Consider the following 18,633-nt stretch of genomic DNA (forward strand, 5'->3'; position numbering starts at 1 on the left):
GGCTCCTTGCAGTGGACGGATCAGAGCAGTTCATGGGCGGGGAAGGTGAACGCCTGGGCCGGCAGGTCGACGCCGTGGCTGCGCAGCTGGTGCGCGCGGGTCAGGACCGTTGCGCCCTCCATCAGGTTGCGGGCGATCTGCACCACGGACAGGTTCGCGGGGTCGGCGAGGAAGCCGTCCTTGCGCCAGTCGTTGAACGCGCCGACCGCGGGGCCGCACCAGATCTGGTAGTCCACGCTGCGGTCGGCGGTTCCGGTGGTCGCCCAGGTGCTGGACATACCCAGGTACCAGCGGAACACCAGCGCCATGCGGTGCTTGGCGTCCACGGCCGCCCGGTCGGCCTGCGCGGGCTCCCTGGCGCGCCAGAACTCCTCGGTCTGCGCCCAGACGTCGGCCAGCGGCTGCCGGAACATCTCCCGCTCCAGGCGGGCGATCTGGGCCGGGGGAATCTCCTCCAGTGATTCGTGATCGCGGTAGAGCTGCGCCAGTTTCGCGGCCCGGGCCGCGAACATCGTGCCTCGACTGAGGACTTGGACCTTCGCCCCGAGCTCGAACATGTCGGCCGACGGCGCCATGGCCACGTCCATGGTGTCCGCGGCCTGGAGCATCGCCCGGGCCCGGTCGGAGGTGTCGGCCTCCAGACTGAGCTGGTTGACCGATCCGGTCACCACGTACGCGGCGCCCATGGCGAACGCGGCGGCGACGGCGTGTGGGGTGCCCAGGCCGCCGGCCGCGCCGATCCTGGTGCGCGGCGCGATGCCGTGCCGGTGGGCGACCGCGTCGCGTAGGGCGAGGATCTGCGGGAGGGCGGTGGACAGCGGCCTGCCGTCGGTGTGCCCGCCGCTGTCGGATTCCACGGTGAGGTCGTCGACCATCGGCACGTGGGCCGCGAGGGCGGCCTCGTCCGCGGTCAGGAGCCCCTCGGCGACCAGCTCTTGCAGCAGGGCCGGCGGCGCGGGGGCGAGGAACTGTTCGGCGACCTCGGGACGCGAGACCTTGGCCATCATCATCCGGGGCCGCTCCACCCGGCCGTCGGCCCGCGCGCGCAGGCCCGCGGCGCAACAGTGCACGAGGGCTCGGGTGACCTCGCTGAAGGCGGACACCGAAACGCACCGCACGCCGTGTCGGATGGCGAGGGCGGCCACCTCGTTCTCCCAGGCGGGCGAGTGCGGGTTGTGGATGATGTTCACGCCCCACGAGGCGTGTTCGGGCAGGTCCCGCCGCAGTTCCTCGATGGCCCGCCGGACCGCGTCGATCGGCAGGCCGGCTGCGCCGAAGATCCCCAACAGGTCCGCTCGGGCCATGGCCTTGACCATGGCGACGCCCGCGATCCCCTGGGCCATCTCACCGGCCACATAGGGGAATCGCACGCCGTGATCGGCGGTGAAGGATCTGTCGCCCAGCCATTCGGGGTACAACGGAGGGAGTGTGCCGACGACTTCGCAGCCTTCGACCGGCGCGTCACCGGGCACGGCTACGGTCGCGGAGTCGGACCGGCGCCGAACGATCGTGGCCGCGCTCCGCGGTTGGCGGAGCACGGCCAGGAGACCGTCGGCGGTGGGGTCCGGCAATTCACGACGGGGTGATGCCTGCAGTCCGATGGTCATGAACGGTTTCTCCTGTGGCCTTTCGGAAAGTTGGCCGGATTTCGGGGTCGTCGACCGTCATAGAATCCCGTGCGTTCCGGCCAGGAGGTAGGCCATGTCGACGGGCGTCCGGGAACAGGGCGCGCCCAGGACACGGCGCGCGTTGCGGTCGTCGAAGACGCGCGTGTGGCGAAAGTACGCGGAGAATCCGGCGTAGCTGTGAAAGCGCTGTTCGGCCGGGGAGAGCCGCTCGGGCAGCGCGGTTTTCAGCACGATACGGATCGGCGCGAACTTCTCGAAGAGCTCGATGAGCGTCGTGGCCGCCACGTACTCCGGATGCACGATGTGATGGGTCTCGACGGTCGTCGAACGGTATTCCGCGGCGATGCCGACCATGGCGTTCGCGGCGTCCTCCACCGGGAGGCAGTTGAGCTGGGCGTCGACCCGTCCCACCATGTGGATGACCGGCCGCAGACCTCGCGGAATCGAAAGACCGGCGATGCCCCTTTCGATGGTCGACGCGCGCAGCAGTGCGCTGATGGTCTGAAAGGGGTGGGCCGGCAGACCCGGCACCGGCGGGCGGTCGGTGAGGAGAATGCTGGGGCGCATGATCAGCGCCGGGATTCCCTTCTCACCGGACCAGCGGTGCACGAGGGCTTCGGCGTCGCACTTGGACCGCTCGTATTCGTTCTCGAAGCCGTACGTGTCGACGAGGTCGGCCTCGTACACCGTTCCGGATCGTCGCGCACCGGCCACGAAAGCGGTGCTGACATGACAAAACGGCGCGCCGTAGGGACTCCTGGACGCGATGTCGAGGAAATTTTGCGTCCCGTTCACATTGACGGGCCGGATCGCACGGGCGCCCGTGTTGAGGTCGATGTTGCCGGCGCTGTGAAGGAACATGTCGGTCCGCCGGACGAGCTTTTCCACCGTGTCGTCCGGGAGGCCGAACAACGGTTGCGCGATGTCGATCTCGATTTCGTCGGCGCGCCGACGAAACTTGTCGATGAAAGCCGACGGCTCCGCCAGTCGACCGAAAGCCTGGGAGGCTCGGTCGATCGCACTTACATCGCCGCGACGCGACAGCAGGGTGACGGAACAATTCCGGTTCACAAGTTCACGAATGAGTCGCAGACCGAGGAAACCGGTGCCACCAGTCAATGTAACCCGCAAGATCGTGTGCCTCTTCTCGATGGGACCCGATGACCGGTATTGCGGGTCGATTCTATGCACGGACACGGGACCGGAAAGCTCCGCTAACAGGCGATCGAGTCGGATTCATCATGATGGACCAATTGTCTGCGGACGCGTCGTCGGGTCGGCGAATGACCCAAACGGACGAAACCGGCACATATTCGTACGCGTATTCGCTCGAATCTCGGTGCGACTGTCGGATTATCTTCGTCCGAATTCCGGGATCGGCGTGGTCGATGTCCGCAATCGCGACCTGCCGGTCCGCGGCGGGGTAACCTCGCTTCCGGCGCGAGCAGTGATTCCCCGGACATCCCCGTGTGTGCGGCGGACCGCCGGCAACGAAATACCCCTCGTCGATGGCCGCCGGCCCCGGGCGCCGGCCGTTCGGGGCCCGCCGCGTCTCCACCTGATCTCGGTTCACGGGCGACGCCACCCACCGCGCAGGCAACGTCGCCATGGGAGGACATGCAATGCTCGACACAATCCCGGTCCCGCCCCCCGAGCACGAGGTGTCGCACGAGCGCCCGCCCGGCGGCGCGCTGAACCGCCTCGCGGGGTGGTGTGTTCGGCATCGTCGCTGGCTCCTGGTGGGCGCGATGATCGTCCTGGTGTTGGCCGCCACGGTGGTCGCCGGGGCCAGGGACCGCTGGTCCAACGGCGGGTTCACCGCGACGGGCACCCAGGCGGCCGAGGCCGAGCGCGTCGCCGCCCGCTACGGGGCGAAGGCCGCCGACCTGGTGCTCTACGTCCGCGCCGACACACCCGTCGACGACGCCGCGGTCGCCGAGACGGGCCGCCGGCTCACCGCCACGGTCGCGGGACGGCCCGGCGTGCGCGAGGCCCAGTCCTACTGGAGCACCGGCTCGACCCTGTTGCGCTCCCGGGACGGACACGGCGCCCTGATCCGCGTCGACCTCACCGGCAGCGAACGCGACCACGTGGCCACCTCGCGCTCCCTGGTCCCGGCCGCCCGCAAGGCCGCCGGCGACGGTCTGCGGGTCAGCGCCACCGGGCCCGCCTGGCTGAACGCGCAGGCCACCGACGAGTCCGAACGCGACCTCAAACGCGGGGAATTGCTCGCGGCGCCGCTGACCATGATCATCCTGCTGCTGGCCTTCGGGTCGCTCACCGCGGCGGCGATCCCGCTCGCCGTCGGCGCGGTCTCGGTGGCCGGCGCCCTGGCCGTGCTGGCCACGTTGACCCTGGTGATGCCGATCACCGTGTTCGCGATCAACATCTGCGCCGCCCTGGGCTTCGCGCTGTCCGTCGACTACGCCCTGTTCATCGTCACCCGATATCGCGAAGAGCTCTCCCGGGGCGCCGATTCACGCCGGGCCATCACCCGCAGCATGGCCACCGCCGGACGTGCCGTGCTGTTCTCCGCGGCGACGGTGGCCCTGTGCCTGTCCGCGCTGTTCGTCTTCCCGCTGGAACTGCTGCGCTCGTTGGCGTGGGCGTCGATCCTGGTCGTGATCATCTCGGCGCTGACCTCGCTGCTCGTACTGCCCGCACTGCTGGCCGTGTTGGGGCCGCGCCTGGACCGGCTGGACCCGTTCCGCCGGTTCCGGCGCGGGTCCGGGCGCGTGGGCGGCGGCAGTCCGCTCTGGCGTCGGATCGCGACCGTCGCCACCGCCCGCCCGATCCTGTGCGGCGGCGCCGCCGCGGTACTGCTCCTGGTCCTGGCCCTGCCCTTCCTGCACGCGCGGTTCACCACCGTCGACGAGACGATCCTGCCGACCCGCTCCGAACCCCACGCCACGGCCAACCTGTTGCGCACGGACTTCGCCGACCCGCCCGAGCGCATCATCCCGGTGGTGCTGCCCCGGGCGAACGCGGCGACCGACGGCCCGGCGATCGACGCCTACGCCCGGCGGTTGTCCGCGTTGCCCCATGTCGCGCACGTACTCGCCGACACCGGCGACTACCGTGCCGGCCTGCCCGTCCCGGGACCACAGTCGCCCCCGGCGAGCAACGGACCACAGTCGCCGTCGCCTTCGGCGCCGGTGATCGACGTACCGGAGTCGCCCTCGCCGTCGACACCGGCGGCCGACGTACCGGCCCCTGACGACCAAACGCGGGTCGTGGTACGCCCGGTCGAGCCGCCGGCGCCGGCTCCCCCCGTCGTCATCGGCAGTGTGCTGCGGGTGGTCAGTACCGCCGACAGTCAGGCGCCGGAGACGGTCGCGCTCGTGCACACGCTGCGGACCCTGCCGGCGCCGCAACCCCACCTGGTCGCGGGCAAGGCCGCGGAGTTGACCGACACCAAGCACACCCTGCGGGAGGCCCTCCCCTACGGCGCGGGCATCATGCTGATCGGCACCCTGGTCATGCTCTTCCTGTTCACCCGCAGCGTCCTGGTGCCGATCAAGGCGGTCCTGATGGGGCTGTTGAGCATCACCGCGAGCCTGGGCGCCATCGTCTACGTCTTCCAGGACGGTCATCTGCGGTGGCTGGTTGGTGACTTCAGCACCAACGGATCGCTGGAGACCACCATGCCGTTGCTGACCCTGGCCGTCGCCTTCGGGATCTCCGTGGACTACGAGGTATTCCTCCTCGCCCGGATCAAGGAGGAGTTCGTGCGCACCGGGGACAACACCCGTTCGATCGTCTTCGGGATCGAGCACACGGGCCGCCTGTTCACCGCCGCGGCCCTGATCGTCGCCGCCACCATGGTCGCGCTGACCATGTCCAACGTCACGCTGCTCAAGACCGTCGGCGTCGGCCTCGCGGTCGCCGTCGTCGTGGACGCCACCGTCGTGCGCGGCATCCTGGTCCCCGCACTGATGCGCCTGACCGGCCGAGCCAACTGGTGGGCGCCCACGCTCCCCCGGCGTCGCCCCCGCGAGATCGGCGCCAAGCTGCCCGACGCACGCGCCGAGGCCTGCCCGGAGCTGGTCGGCCAGACCGCGGACTCGGCAAGCGAAGGCCCTGACCAACAGACACCCTGACCCGGTCGCGGGATCGACACCACCGTGCCATGGCATGGCAAAGACTCGACCATGAAGCGGAGTTCAATTCCCATCCGTGCTCGACCCGGGCCCCGGTGGTGACCGCGATCCGAATCTGTTCTGCAAGTCGACTCATTCGAAAGGCCGTTCCGGTCATTTGTCGATAGCGTCGACTCCATTACCCCGTTCGGCGGATCGTGTTTCCGGCCCAACTCCCGCGGGGGCATAGAGTTTCCGCGATCAGCCGGCTTTCGCCGAGCGCACCCGATCCCGCCGCCTTTTCGCGCGAGACGAATCGAGAATCGCCTGTGGAATCCATCTGCCGTCCGCTCAGCACTTCACCACGCCCCGACCTCGTCACCTTCACACCCCGGCCGCAGGCCCCGGTAAGGCTGTTCGCCATCCCCTACGCGGGTGCGGACGCGATGATGTTCGCGCCGTGGGTCGAATACCTGCCGGACTCGGTCGAACTGACCGCGGTACGACTTCCGGGACGCGGCGCACGGGCGGGCGAGGTCTCGCTCACCGATCCGGCGCAACTGTGCGCGATGGTCGCGGAACTCGTCCTGGATACCGACGACGGCCGTCCCTACGTCTTCTTCGGCCACAGCATCGGCGCGATGATCGCCTTCGACACCGTGCGTGAGCTGCGCCGATGCGGCCACGCCATGCCGTCGCTGCTGGCCCTGTCCGCCGTACCCCCGCCCCAGGGCGGTGCGTTCGCGCGGGCGTGCCGACCGATCCTGGTGTCGGACCAACCCTGGCGCCAATTGGGTCTGACCGACCTGCTTCCCCCCGAGGTGTTTCGGGACCAGGGCGCGATGACTGCTTTCGGTCCGCCGATGATGGCCGATCTCCTGCTGGCCCTCCAGCACCAATACGTGCACGAGGCGCCGCTGGATTGTGCGATGAGTGTATTCGGCGCTCGGGGCGACACGCTGGTCGCCGTGGAATCCCTGTCGAATTGGCAGGAGCAGACCACGTTGCCCATGCGGTTGCGCACCTATCCCGGTGGACACCTGTACGTGCACGAGGCATTGCCGAGTCTGCTCACCGACCTCTCCGCCGACCTGCGCACCACCGTCGGCGCCTTCTCCTGATTCCGGGAACGCCGACCGTCATCCGAATGTCTTCCAGTTTTGGAGTGAGCCCGTGATTCGGGACTACGCAGGACGCGTGTGCACGGTGACGGGAGCCGCTTCGGGGATCGGCCGGGCTCTCGCGCTCGCCCTCGCCCGACAGGGCGCGCTGTTGGCCCTCTCCGACGTCGACGCGGACGGCTTGGACGAGACCGCGGAACAGGCCCGGCACCTGGGCGCGAAGGAGGTGTACGCCGACGTGGTCGACGTGGCTCGGCGTGCGATGGTACAGGGCTGGGCGGACACCACGGCGGAGCGCTTCGGCCAGGTCAACCTGGTGGTCAACAACGCCGGTGTGGCGTTGACCGCGAGCGTCGACGAGATGGAGTGGGCCGACTTCGAGTGGATCATGGGCGTCAACTTCTGGGGCGTGGTCCACGGTACGAAGTCGTTCCTCCCGCACCTTCGCCGTGCCGCCCCGGAGCGCGGCGCCCACGTGGTCAACGTGTCCTCCTCGTTCGGGTTGTTCGGCATGCCGAGGCGTAGCGCCTACTCGGCGACCAAGTACGCCGTCCGGGGGTTCTCCGAATCGCTGCGCAACGAACTCCGCCGCGAGGGCCCCGAGATCGGGGTGACCACCGCCTACCCGGGCGGGATCAAGACCGCCATCGTGCGCAACTCGCGTGCGGCGGAGGGAACCGACCGGGCCGAGGTCGCGGCGATCCACGACTCGTTGTCCAAGACCTCGGCGCAGGAGGCCGCACGGGTGATCCTGACCAGCGTCCGCAAGGGCCGCTCCCGCGTGTGCATCGGCCTCGACGCGAAGGTGATGGACCTCGGCACCCGGTTGCTGGGTTCCGCGTTCGAACCGGTCGTGCACGCCTCGATCGAACGCGCTACGGCGAAGGTCGCACGTCAGGCGCCGAAGGACACCGCGGGCACACTGTCGTAGCGAACACCACGTCGCCGTGACGAACGCCGCAACAACATCGGCCTGCTCGATCCGATCGGATCGAGCAGGCCGATGTCATCCGCGGTAGCGGGGTGGCGGTGGTTACCGCAGGCCGCCCCAACCGCCGCCGCCACCTTCGCCACCGCCGCCACCGCCGCCCCACGGGCCCCAGCCGCCGCCACCGCCGCCGCCGTGGGCGTCGCCGTGGCCGTAGCCCCAACCACCGAAGATGCCGCCACCGCCGCCACCGCCGCCGGAGTCGCCGTCACCGGAGCCGTGACCGCCCGGCTGCGGGGCCGACGCCGGCCGGTCGGCGACGCCGTCCAGGGCGAACGCCGGTGCGGCGGACGCGGCACCCGCCAGGAGCACGGCCGCGACGGCCGTGACGGAAGCGCGAGTGAGCCTGCGCATGAAAACCCCTTGCCTTGGAAAGCACCACCTCGGCCGAGGTGGTCGGATTCATCCTGAACGCAGATCCGGGGGCCGAGGTGCACAGCCGACACCCGAAACGCCGCCGGATTCACGGCTTTTCGGGCATCGCCGCTGCTCACCACCCCTGCGCCGGATTTTCGGAACCACTCGTACGGACGCAGGCCGCGCTGCTGCATTCAGGGGTCAGAGGCGGGTCGACTCCGGCGCGGGCGCCTCGCGCAGGGACCCCCGCTGTTCGCCCTGGGCCGCTTCCGCACGGCGCTCGTCGGTCGGGTGCAGGCGGGACTCGATCGCCTCGATGATCCGCGGGCGCAACTCCGCGGCTCGGATGACCGCGTCGACGGAACCGACCTCGACCGCACGCCGAATGTCATGCACCCGGTCGAACTCCGCGGCCACCTCGCCGAGTTTTTGCGCCCGCACCGACGAGCGCAGTTCGTCGAGTTCCGCGATCAACCCGGCGCGCTCGGCACCACAGGCCGCCGCGACGAGGGCCTCCAGGTCGCGCACACGCGAATCGGCCGCCGTACGGCGGTTGACCTCGCCGGAGAACACCACCGCCGCCGCGGGCGCACCACCGAGGACCGAGGCGAAGGACCCCTCCAGGGCCAGGACGGTCATGTTCGGGTTGAGTGCCTTGGAGAAGACCACGAACGCGCCGCCGTGGTAGCGCGAGATCACGCAGAACACGATCGGCCCACGGAAGTTCACGATCGCCCGGCCGATTTCGGCGCCGTACTCCAGTTGCAACTTGCGCATGGATTCCGGTGATCCGTCGAACCCGGAGAGGTTCGCCAGCACCACGAGCGGCCGGTTGCCGGAGGCGGCGTTGATCGCCCGGGCGGTCTTCTTCGAGGACTGCGGGAACAGGGTGCCGGCGGTGTAGGTGTCCGGGCCGTCCGTGGGCGGGAAACCGCGTCGCGGCACCGACCGCGACTCGATGCCGATCAGGCACACCGGCATGCCCCCCAGATGCACGTCCTGCACCGCCGCGGTGTCCGCGTCGGCCATGCCCGCCCAGCGCTCCAGCACCGGATGGTCCTGGTCGGAGAGCGCGCGCATCACGGTCCGGATGTCGAACGGCTTCTTGCGGTCCGGGTTGTGCTCCGCGGAGAAGATCTCGCCGACGGTGGTGAAGTCGCTGCCGCCCATCTCGTGCCGGAAGTCGCAGACGTCGCGATCCACGGGGTCGGACGTCCGCGCCCGCCGCGGCAGGCTCTCGCCGGGCACGACGTAGGTGTGGTCGTAGTGGGCCATCAGGACGTCGCGGGCGGCGGCGAGGTCGGGTGCCCAGTACTGGGCCTGGCCGTTGGGGCCCATCACGCGGTCGTAGCCGCCGATGCCGAAGTTGTCCTCGGCGGAGACGCCGCCGGAGAAGTCCAGCGACTGCTTGCCGGTGAGCACCATCGCCGAGTCCGGGGTCATCACCAGGATGCCCTTGGTGTGCATGAGCATCGTCGCCTCGGCGTTCCAGTACGGCTGCGCGCCGACGGTGATGCCCGCGACCACGATGTTGATCTCGCCGCCGTCCTGGGTGAACGTCACGATCCGCTTGAGCGCCGCGGCCACCCAGTCCATGTTCTCGGTGCCCGAGGTCATCGAGATCCGCGCGCCCGCCGAGAGCGCGAACCACTCCAACGGGACCCGCAGGTGCTCCGCCAGGTCCAGCGCGGCGATCACCCGACGGCACTCCGGCTCCGACAACGCACCCAACGCCTTCGTCGGATCCCCGAGCAACACGACACGGGTCACACCCTCGGGATGCCGCTCGGTGGGCGTGCTGACCACACCCGCGACGATCGCCGCGGTGTTGCCGCCCCTGAGCCGGTCCACCGGCACCAACGCGCCGTGTTCGTCGAGGTCGTGCTCGACGAAGCCGCCGTCGGTCCCGGCGAGCAGGCGGACCAGTTCATACGGATACACGGTGTTGCGGCCACTCGCGCGCAGCACCTTCTGGCGGTAGTCGTCGACCGGCTCCACCGGCTCCACCGTGCGCTCGCCGACCGTGAGTTCGGTGCCGCCGGAGGCGTCGAAGGTGATCCGTACGACAATCTTGTTCAGTTCACCGGTCCTGCGGTCGCGCTGCCGCAGGATGAACAGGATCTCCTCCAGGCCGGCGCCCGCCGTGGTCGGCAGTACGCGTCCGGCGATCGTCTCCAGTTCCGCGCGGGTGATCTCGCTCGGCGGCCAGACGTAGATCACGATCCGGTTGGTGTTGGCGTGTTTCGTGGTCGACCGCCGCGACCGCGCGCGGCGGATCGAGTCGAGGCAGGTGGCGAAGACGTCCTCGGCCGTCGGCAGCGCGAGCAACCTGCCGTCGTGCCCGCGCAGTTCGGTCAGGTCTCGGACCTGGGCGCAGGCGACGAGCCGGTCGTCCGACGGGTTCTCCTTCGCCACGCACTGGTAGAGGTAGACCTCCTCGTCCGACGACGGCAGGCGGGTGAGGTCGAACCGGCTCAGCCGTTCCAACTGCATGCGCTGCGCGATGTAGGGATGCAGACCGCGAATCAGTCGCTCCTCCACCATCCCGGTGCCGGACGGGCGGAACGTGAAGTGGTGGTGCATCACCGCGCCCCGGCTGCCCGCGACGGTGACGGTGAGTCGACGGACCCGGTTCGGCAGCGCGTGCATGTCGAGGACCTCGTGCAGCGCCGCCGCCATCTCCTCGGAATCCGCCGGCTGCTTCTCCCAGGCGAGATAGATGTCGGCTTCGACGGCGTCCTCGCCCGCCAGTCTCGCCAACCCGCGCAGCGCACCGCCCAGCGCGTCGAACCGCACCGCCGCGGAGACCAGGTGTGAACTCGCGCGCTCGGCGACGACGAACTTGCAGCCCGCGACCTCGGTGGTGCGCACGCCGATCAGAGCCTTGTTGCCGTAGTACCGCCGAGTCAGCACTTCCAGCATGATCGTGTTGTCCCGGTCGTCGCGCACGAGCCGCCGGCCCAGCAGCCGCACCAGCGGCTCGGTGCTGCGCACCATCGCGGCGATGCGCTCGGCGCGGTCCGGTGTGTCCGGGTGCGCGTCCAGGTGACGCAGGTGCTTGCGGACGTCGGCGTACACGCGAGCGCGGTTGCGGCGCAGCAACGGCTGGGCGAACCAGGCGAACACCATGCCGCGCGCGAGATCGGCGACCGCCGGGAAGCGCACCTGCGTGGCGGCCACCAGCCGCTCCAGCACCAACCCGGCGGGCTCGCGCAGCGTCTCGTCCGGCGGCGGGTCGCGCAACCACGCGCGCAGCAACGTGGTCACGAGCGAAGCGTCGGCGGACGCGCGTTGTTGGGCAAGGAAGATCCGGAACACCGCGGCCTCGAGCGCGGCCGAGGGCTCGAACCCGGTGACGCCGTAGTGTCCCAGTGCCTTGGCGAGCTTGGCCCGGAACGCCTCGGGCAGTCCGGCTCGTTCGGCGTCGAGACTTTGCAGATAGGTATGGAAGTGTTCGCGGGCGCTGTGTACGTGGCCGTCGCCGGGGCCGTCCTCGCCGGCCGGGCGGTTGCGGCTGAGTTCGGCGAGGTCGGCGAACATGTCGACGAGTTCGAGTTCCGCGGCCAACGGTCGCCCGTGGCCCTCCTCGCCGGCCGCCCGGCGCGCGGCGAGGTAGTCGTCCAGGACCCGGCGTTCGTCGTGCGGATCGACGTCGAAGCCCAGAAGCAGGCCGCGCAGGTCCTCGCAGCCGCGGGTGACCCGCTCCTGCGTCGGGATCGTCGCGGGCGCGGCGGGCAGGTCCAGTTCGACGGATTCGGCGGACGAGGTGTCCTCGGCTCGGGCGTTGTCGTCGGCGAGCGGTTCCAGTCGCAGCAGCGGTGCTCCGGTGTCCACCTGGCTGCCCACGGACACGGCGCATTCCTTCAGCCGCGCCTTGAACGGCGCCCGCAGCACCGTCTCCATCTTCATGCTCTCCAGCACCAGGATCGGTGCACCCGACTCGACCTCGGCCCCGACCGCCAGCGGCGTGGCGACCACCAGTGCGGGCGCGGGCGAGCGGACCACGCCGCCCTCGTCGCGGCTGACCCGGTGGGTGACGCCGTCGACCTCGACCTGGTGGATCGGCCCGTGGGTGTCGGTGAGCAGGCGGTAGGAGGTGCCGTTGACGATGATCTGGCCGGTGTGCCGGTCGAAGCGGTCGAGCTCGAAGTCGGCGGTTCGGATGTCGTCGCCCGCTTGGATGGCGACGCGGAACCGGTGGGCGGCGACTCGAGCGACGCGTACCCGGTAGCCGACGCCGCGCAGCTTGAGGTCGAGCGGCCGGCCGCTCTCGTGCCGCACCTGCGGGCGTCCGCCGAACGCGGTCGACAACAGCCTTCGGCGCTCGACGCGTTCGTCCTCCTCGTACGCCTCGATCGCGGCGGCGGCCAGCGCGACTGCGGAGTGCCGGCGCGTGACGAGCCTGCCCTCGGCACGCACGCGGTCGATCCAGCCGGTGTCGGCGCTCGCGTCGATCACCTCGGGCTGGTCGAGCAGATCGAGTACGAAGCTCTTGTTGGTCGCGCCGCCCTCGATGATCACCGTGGTCTGCGCCATCGCCCGGCGCAGTCGGCCCAGGGCCTCGTCTCGGTCGCGGCCGTGGGCGATGATCTTGGCGATCATCGAGTCGAAGTCGGCCGGGATGGTGTCGCCCTCGCCGACGCCGGTGTCCACCCGGATGCCCGGTCCGGCGGGCAGGTCCAGTCGCGCGATGCGGCCCGGGGAGGGCGCGAAGTCGCGGTCGGGGTCCTCGGCGTTCAACCTGGCCTCGATGGCGTGCCCGCGCTCGGCGGGCGGCCCGCCGTCGAGCCTGGCCCCGGATGCCACCCGCAGTTGCGCCTTGACCAGGTCGAACCCGGTGGTGATCTCGGTGATCGGGTGCTCGACCTGGAGGCGGGTGTTGACCTCGAGGAAGGAGAAGCGTTTGTCGCCGGGGTGATACAGGAACTCGACGGTGGCCGCGCCGCGGTAGTCGACCGCGATGGCCAATCGTTCGGCCGATGCCTTGAGTTCGGCCGTCTGTTCCGGGCCGAGGACCGGCGAGGCGGACTCCTCGATGACCTTCTGGTTGCGCCGTTGGATCGAGCAGTCGCGGACGCCGAGCGCCCACGCGGTGCCCTGCCCGTCGGCGATCACCTGGACCTCGACGTGCCGGGCCCCGGTGACCAGGCGCTCGAGGAAGACGATGCCACTGCCGAACGCGCGCGCGGCCTCGTGGCTGGTGCGCTCGTAGGCGTCGGTCAGCTCCGCCTCGCTCGTGACCACCCGGATGCCGCGCCCACCACCGCCCGCGGTGGCCTTGAGCATCAGCGGGTAGCCGATCTCGGCCGCCGCTGCCAGGGCGGCGTCCAGGGTCTCGACCGCGCCCCGACTCCACGGCGCGACCGGGACGCCGACCTCCTCGGCGATCAGCTTCGCGCCGATCTTGTCACCGAGCCGGCGCATCGCCTCCGCGCTCGGGCCGACGAAGGCGACGCCGATCCGCTCGCACAACTCGGCGAACGCCGGGTCCTCGGCCACGAAGCCCCAGCCGACCCAGGCGGCGTCCGCCCCGGTCTCCACCAGCGCCCGCTCCAGGACGGCATGGTCGAGGTACGGGCGGGCCGAGGCGGGGCCGAGATCGTAGGAGAGGTCGGCCTCGCGCACGAAGGTGGCCGCGTGGTCGACGTCGGTGTGCAGGGCGACGGTCTCGATCCGAGTCCCGGTTTCCGCGGCCAGTTCCCGGACGGCGTGGACAAGCCGCATCGCGGCCTCACCACGGTTGACGATGGCGACACGACTGAACACCCGAACGACCCTCCTGTGAACCGACGATGAGCGCGCCGCGACAGGGGGGCCCGGCGGTGACGACCTCCGTCCCGCGGCCGTGGCCATATCGCAGACGGCGCACGCTACAGGTGACGGGGTGTGCCGAACGACCACCGACCGTCACGCGCCGCGGCCCGACCGGGGCGGGCGTGAGGGTCCTCGTGGCAGGCTCCGCCGCACCCGAACCGCACCTCGTAGCGGGTCCTCGGCACCGCGCGCCCCGATCACCCACACGACGGGTGCCCTCGGATCCGGCTTGATGATTGCCTGATTGGCCGTCATCCGTTCGGAGCAGCGTCGCTCGTCCCGGTCTTCGGCCCCACCCTCGGCCCTCGCCTTCGGCCGAGCCGCGCAACCCCCGTACGAGAGGCCGCGTTGGGGGTCGTGTGGCCCGTCGTCGACTCGTCGGTCCGGTCGGCCGCGGCCGTGGCGCGATGTCGCGCCGCGGCCGTGGCGCGATGTCGGGCACGTGGGCTCGGCGGCCCTCCCCCGCCGGGTCGCGCGCCGGCGCGGGCGGGTCGAGCGACGTTCCGCCGTGGTCTCGTCGCTTTCCGTGCTATCTTGATTCCAGTTGCAGTTGTGGTCCTCATGAACTTTATGTGCACCTGACGGGCGTGATCCGTGGGTGCACTTTTTGTTTGGCCGGTCATCTCCGGGTGGGCTCCTTGCGGCGAACACGGAATCGCACATCGCATTCCGGCACTGCCCCCGAAAGACGGAGAATGACATGGCGACCACCGGCACCGTGAAGTGGTTCAATGCGGAAAAGGGCTTCGGCTTCATCGAGCAGGACGGCGGCGGCCCGGACGTCTTCGCCCACTACTCGAACATCGCCGCCCAGGGTTTCCGCGAGCTCCAGGAAGGCCAGAAGGTCTCCTTCGACGTGACGCAGGGCCAGAAGGGCCCGCAGGCGGAGAACATCGTTCCCGCCTGACGCCCTTCGATATCCCTTGCGGGACCCGCGCCGTGAAGGCCGCGGGTCCCGCTTTCGCTTTCCCGCCCGAGCCGCCCGCGTGCCCGACCGCGGCGGCCACGACGACGGGGCAGCACATGCCACGTGTACGGGCGCGCGGTCACGCGAGGGTCGGGGTGCCCCCACCGGTGGCATACCTACCGAGATCTCCGTTCATCGGAGACGTTTCCGCAGGGAAACGGAGACCGCCGCCCGCTCGACTCGACGAGCAATCGCCGGACTCGGCCCGGGACTTCACGCCGCTCGGTCGGCGGTGTGGACACGCTCGTCGGCCGAGACCGACGTGTCGTTCCTCGCACCGGGCCGGGTGCGGGGCAGGAGCAACGCCGGCAGCAGACCCAGGGCGGCGAGTCCGGCCAGGGTCAGCAGAGCCGGACCCATCGTCGGGGCGGGCATCGCGCTCGCGGGCCCGACGCCGGACGGCTTCGGCAGCATGACGCCGGCGGCGACCGCGATGCCCAGGGTCGGACCGACGTTCATCGCCGTCTGCTTGAGTCCGCCGACGACCCCGGCGTACCCGGGCGGCGCGTCGCCGACGACGGTCCCGGTGCCGGTGACCATCACGGCGGCGAACCCCGCGCCGAGCACGGCGAAGGCCGCCTCCGTGAGGATCCATGTGCTGCCGGGATCGATCCGGGACAACGCCGCGATGCCGAGGACGACCAGGCCGACGCCGGCGATCGCGGTGTGCCGCGCTCCGTATCGGCGCAGCGCGGCGGTGGCGACGGGTGCGCCCAGGACCATGAGCGCGGTCAGCGGAAGCACCCGCAGAGCGGTGTCGAGCGCGTCGAGCCCGAGCACGCCCTGAAAGAAGAACGTGCTCACGAACAGGGCCCCGAACATGCCGCCGCTGACGACCAGCAGCAGCACCATCGATGCCGTCACCGGTATGGAGCGGGCCACCGCCAAGGGCACGATGGGGTGCGCGGCGCGACGCTCGTGCACGACGAACACCACCGCGACGCCCGCGGCCACCGCGAACCCGAGCCACGTCGGCGCGGCGGTCCATCCGCGCGTCGGAACCTCGGCCAGCGTGTGCACCAGGATCGCCGGCGCGCTCGCGAGCAGGGCCGCACCGACGAGGTCGAGCCGCTGCGACCCGGTACGCGCGGGCGTCGGCACTCGCAGGGCGAGGGTGAGCGCGGCGATCACGAGTGCGACGGGCACGTTGATCCAGAACACCGCGCGCCAGCCCAGTTGTTCGACGAGCACGCCGCCGAGCAGGGGCCCGGCCGCCGCGGCGATCCCGATCGCGCCGGTACGGATGGCGACCGGCGTACCCAGGCGATCCGGCGTGTATGTCAACCTCAGCAGGGCGAGGGTGGCGGGTTGCAGAAGTGCGCCGAACACCCCCTGGACCGCCCGCAGGACGATCACCCAGCCGACGTTCGGCGCGAGCGCGATGCCGGCCGAGGCGGCGCCGAAGCCGAGTACGCCGATGAACATCAGTCGGGGGTGTCCGTACCGGTCGCCCAGGCGTCCGGCGATGACGAGCAGTCCGGCCACCGCGAGCAGGTAGGCGGTACTGGTCCACTGGACCTGCGCCACACTCGCGCCGAGGCCGCGCTGGAGGCTGGGCTGCGCCACGAGCAGGACCGTGCCGTCCAGCGCGACGATCATCGCGCCGGCCACGCTGACGGCAAGCGCGAGGTGTCGCCTCGTGTTCTCGGTCATGCGGTCGCCGGGCCGAGGTGAGCGTCCAGGGCCGCCCTGACGAGCAGATCGAGAGGTCCGCGGTCGGGGCCGACTTCGGGGCCGACCGCGGATCCACCCTCTGGTCCTCCTTCGGGTCCTCGTCCGGATCCGCCGCCCGCCGACCTGGTATCGAGCGCGAGTTGCAGGCTGTCCCAGGCCCACAACTGGGCGATGCCGTGCAGGTTCGACCAGAGCGCCGCGGCTGTCACCGCCGGCGACGGAACCGGCCCGGCGTTGCTCGGTGCGTCGCCGCGCCGCGCGTCCTGCTCCTGCTCCGTCCGGCACCGCGTGATGAGCCCGACGATGATCTCGAACAGCGGGAGGGTGGACTCCCGGAGCCGCGGTTGCTCCGATCCGTGTCGTTCGCTGTCCAACAGGTCGTGTCGGAACATCAGCTCGAACATGCCGCGTTGCTCCAGCGCGTACCCGACATACGCCCGCGCGAGCGCCGCCAACCGGTCGCGCGGCGACGCTCCGGCGGCGATCGCGGCCTCGAACCGGGTCCTCAGGTCCGCGAAGCCGCGCCGGGCGATCGCCGAGAGCAGCGCGTGATGTGTGGCGAAGTATCTGCGCGGGGCCCCGTGCGACACCCCTGCCCGGCGGGCGATCTCACGCAGACCCAGTGCGGAGATCCCATCGGTCGTCACGACCTCCACGCCGACGTCGATCAGCCGTTCCCGAAGCGATTCCTCGCGTGCCATGTCTGCCATAGACAGTGTCTACCACACCCGTAGACAGTGTCTACGAGTGCGGGTCCGGAGGTGCGGGTCCCCGAGGTGCGGGTCCCGGGTGCGGGTCCCCGGGCCTCATGCCTTCCGCAGGGCCATCGGCCCCGAGGCCGACGCGGCCGGTCGCAACTCGTCCAGGAGACCCTGGTCGCGCAGAGCGCCGACGTGGACTCGGCCTCGGGGGCGACCACGACCAGCCGGGCCTACGTGAAGTCGCTGACGGCGGCAGGGTGTTCGCGATCGACGCCGAGCACCGGGTGTTCCGCACACCGGGCCTCCCGCTCGCGGGGTGAGCGACCTTCGCGTCCGCGCGCGAGGGTGTCGGCTCGGCGTGGTGGAATCCCGGCCGAGACAATTGGTCCCTCCACCACGCACCCGGCGGGACGACGAATCGAGAAGCGGGAGTTCGCGGTGTCGATGCATGAGATCGAGGATCTGGTGACGGACTCGATCAGGGTCCTGGACGCCCACCACGGACCGGACGAGCCGCGCCTGCGCGATTGGTTCGCCGTGCTGTACGGCTTCCAGGAGGGGTTCGACTGCTCGTTCACCCATTTCCGGGTGATGGATATCCTGCTGCGCCGCCGGTTCAGCTACGCCTTTCCCCTCGATCGGCACCCGGACTACCCGCAACGGCAGGACTATTTCGACGCGCTGCGCGAGTTCACCGGGTTGCGCACCTACCCCGACGACGCGGAGGAGCACGACGACTTCGACGGCTACGCCTCCTGGCTCGAGGACGGCTACGTCGATCCGCCGTTGTTGTACTGCGACGCGGGCTCGCAGTTGTGGCGGCGCATGGTGGAGTCCGGCCTGCTGGACGGCCCGGACGCGGCGGCGCCGCGGCCCGTCCCGTTGATCGACGTGGTCCGCGAGGTCGCGGTCGCAGCCGAGAAGCACGGCGACCGGGAATTGATCGCCATGTGGTACTCGCTGGGCTGCCATATGCTCCTGGACGGCCCCGTCGGCTGCCCGTTCGACGTCGAGGAGTTGGCCGAGATGCCCGCCGTCCGCGAACTGCGCGAAATCGTACGCCGCACACACGCGCTCGCCGTCGACGTGCCGCCGGGGGACCGCCCACCGGCCGGGGTACTCGACGGCGACGAGCTGGAATCCTGGTGGTGGACCGGCGTGTCCGCACCGGGGATGCCATAGCGGCCCGCCGACACGTTCGCTGCCGATCGTCCGCACGACCTCGCCCGGCCGCGGCACGGGCGCCTCTCCCACGATCCGCCGGACGGGAATCGCCGCGGCGGGCCTGGTCGTGGTCGCGGCGA

General features: G+C 70.5%; 11 protein-coding genes. 5 read left to right on the plus strand and 6 right to left on the minus strand.

Annotation, left to right across the window (positions count from 1 at the left end):
* Positions 1–20: 20 nt before the first annotated feature.
* A complete protein-coding gene (locus ACIBSV_RS20375) occupies positions 21–1,607 on the minus strand; it encodes a PfaD family polyunsaturated fatty acid/polyketide biosynthesis protein (RefSeq protein ID WP_395864875.1) in 1,587 nt (528 codons plus the stop codon).
* A 57-nt stretch (positions 1,608–1,664) separates the two neighbouring features.
* Entirely contained in the window at positions 1,665–2,759 is a 1,095-nt protein-coding gene (locus ACIBSV_RS20380) for an SDR family oxidoreductase (RefSeq protein WP_395864876.1), read from the minus strand.
* 491 nt (positions 2,760–3,250) lie between these two features.
* Between ACIBSV_RS20380 and ACIBSV_RS20385 the strand changes: the two genes are divergently transcribed.
* The 3 genes from ACIBSV_RS20385 (at position 3,251) to ACIBSV_RS20395 (ending at position 7,759) form a co-directional block, all read left to right on the plus strand.
* Positions 3,251–5,728 (plus strand): efflux RND transporter permease subunit, encoded by a 2,478-nt coding sequence (locus ACIBSV_RS20385; protein WP_395864878.1) that lies wholly within the window; start codon positions 3,251–3,253, stop codon positions 5,726–5,728.
* 308 nt (positions 5,729–6,036) lie between these two features.
* Positions 6,037–6,828 (plus strand): thioesterase II family protein, encoded by a 792-nt coding sequence (locus ACIBSV_RS20390; protein ID WP_395864880.1) that lies wholly within the window; start codon positions 6,037–6,039, stop codon positions 6,826–6,828.
* Positions 6,829–6,880: 52 nt separating this feature from the next.
* A complete protein-coding gene (locus tag ACIBSV_RS20395; protein ID WP_395864882.1) occupies positions 6,881–7,759 on the plus strand; it encodes an SDR family NAD(P)-dependent oxidoreductase in 879 nt (292 codons plus the stop codon).
* Between the two features lie 102 nt (positions 7,760–7,861).
* Here the strand turns inward: ACIBSV_RS20395 and ACIBSV_RS20400 are convergent, their stop codons facing one another.
* Both ACIBSV_RS20400 and ACIBSV_RS20405 read right to left on the minus strand, forming a co-directional pair.
* Entirely contained in the window at positions 7,862–8,170 is a 309-nt protein-coding gene (locus ACIBSV_RS20400; protein WP_395864884.1) for a hypothetical protein, read from the minus strand.
* A 204-nt stretch (positions 8,171–8,374) separates the two neighbouring features.
* Complete coding sequence (locus tag ACIBSV_RS20405) at positions 8,375–13,897, minus strand: carboxyl transferase domain-containing protein (protein WP_395864886.1); 5,523 nt, start codon at positions 13,895–13,897, stop codon at positions 8,375–8,377.
* A gap of 790 nt (positions 13,898–14,687) precedes the next feature.
* Here ACIBSV_RS20405 and ACIBSV_RS20410 point away from each other — a divergent pair.
* Complete coding sequence (locus ACIBSV_RS20410; RefSeq protein ID WP_020554951.1) at positions 14,688–14,894, plus strand: cold-shock protein; 207 nt, start codon at positions 14,688–14,690, stop codon at positions 14,892–14,894.
* Between the two features lie 273 nt (positions 14,895–15,167).
* Here ACIBSV_RS20410 and ACIBSV_RS20415 read toward each other — a convergent pair whose 3' ends face one another.
* Both ACIBSV_RS20415 and ACIBSV_RS20420 read right to left on the minus strand, forming a co-directional pair.
* Positions 15,168–16,607 (minus strand): MFS transporter, encoded by a 1,440-nt coding sequence (locus ACIBSV_RS20415; RefSeq protein WP_395864888.1) that lies wholly within the window; start codon positions 16,605–16,607, stop codon positions 15,168–15,170.
* Entirely contained in the window at positions 16,604–17,329 is a 726-nt protein-coding gene (locus ACIBSV_RS20420) for a TetR/AcrR family transcriptional regulator (protein WP_395865276.1), read from the minus strand. Before ACIBSV_RS20420 ends, ACIBSV_RS20415 begins: the two co-directional genes overlap by 4 nt.
* Positions 17,330–17,773: 444 nt before the next feature.
* On the opposite strand from ACIBSV_RS20420, the gene ACIBSV_RS20425 reads away from it, so the two are divergent.
* On the plus strand, positions 17,774–18,511 hold the full coding sequence (locus ACIBSV_RS20425; RefSeq protein WP_395865278.1) for a hypothetical protein: 738 nt from the start codon (positions 17,774–17,776) through the stop codon (positions 18,509–18,511).
* Positions 18,512–18,633 lie beyond the last annotated feature (122 nt).

Source organism: Embleya sp. NPDC050154 (assembly GCF_044460165.1).
GTDB lineage: Bacteria > Actinomycetota > Actinomycetes > Streptomycetales > Streptomycetaceae > Embleya.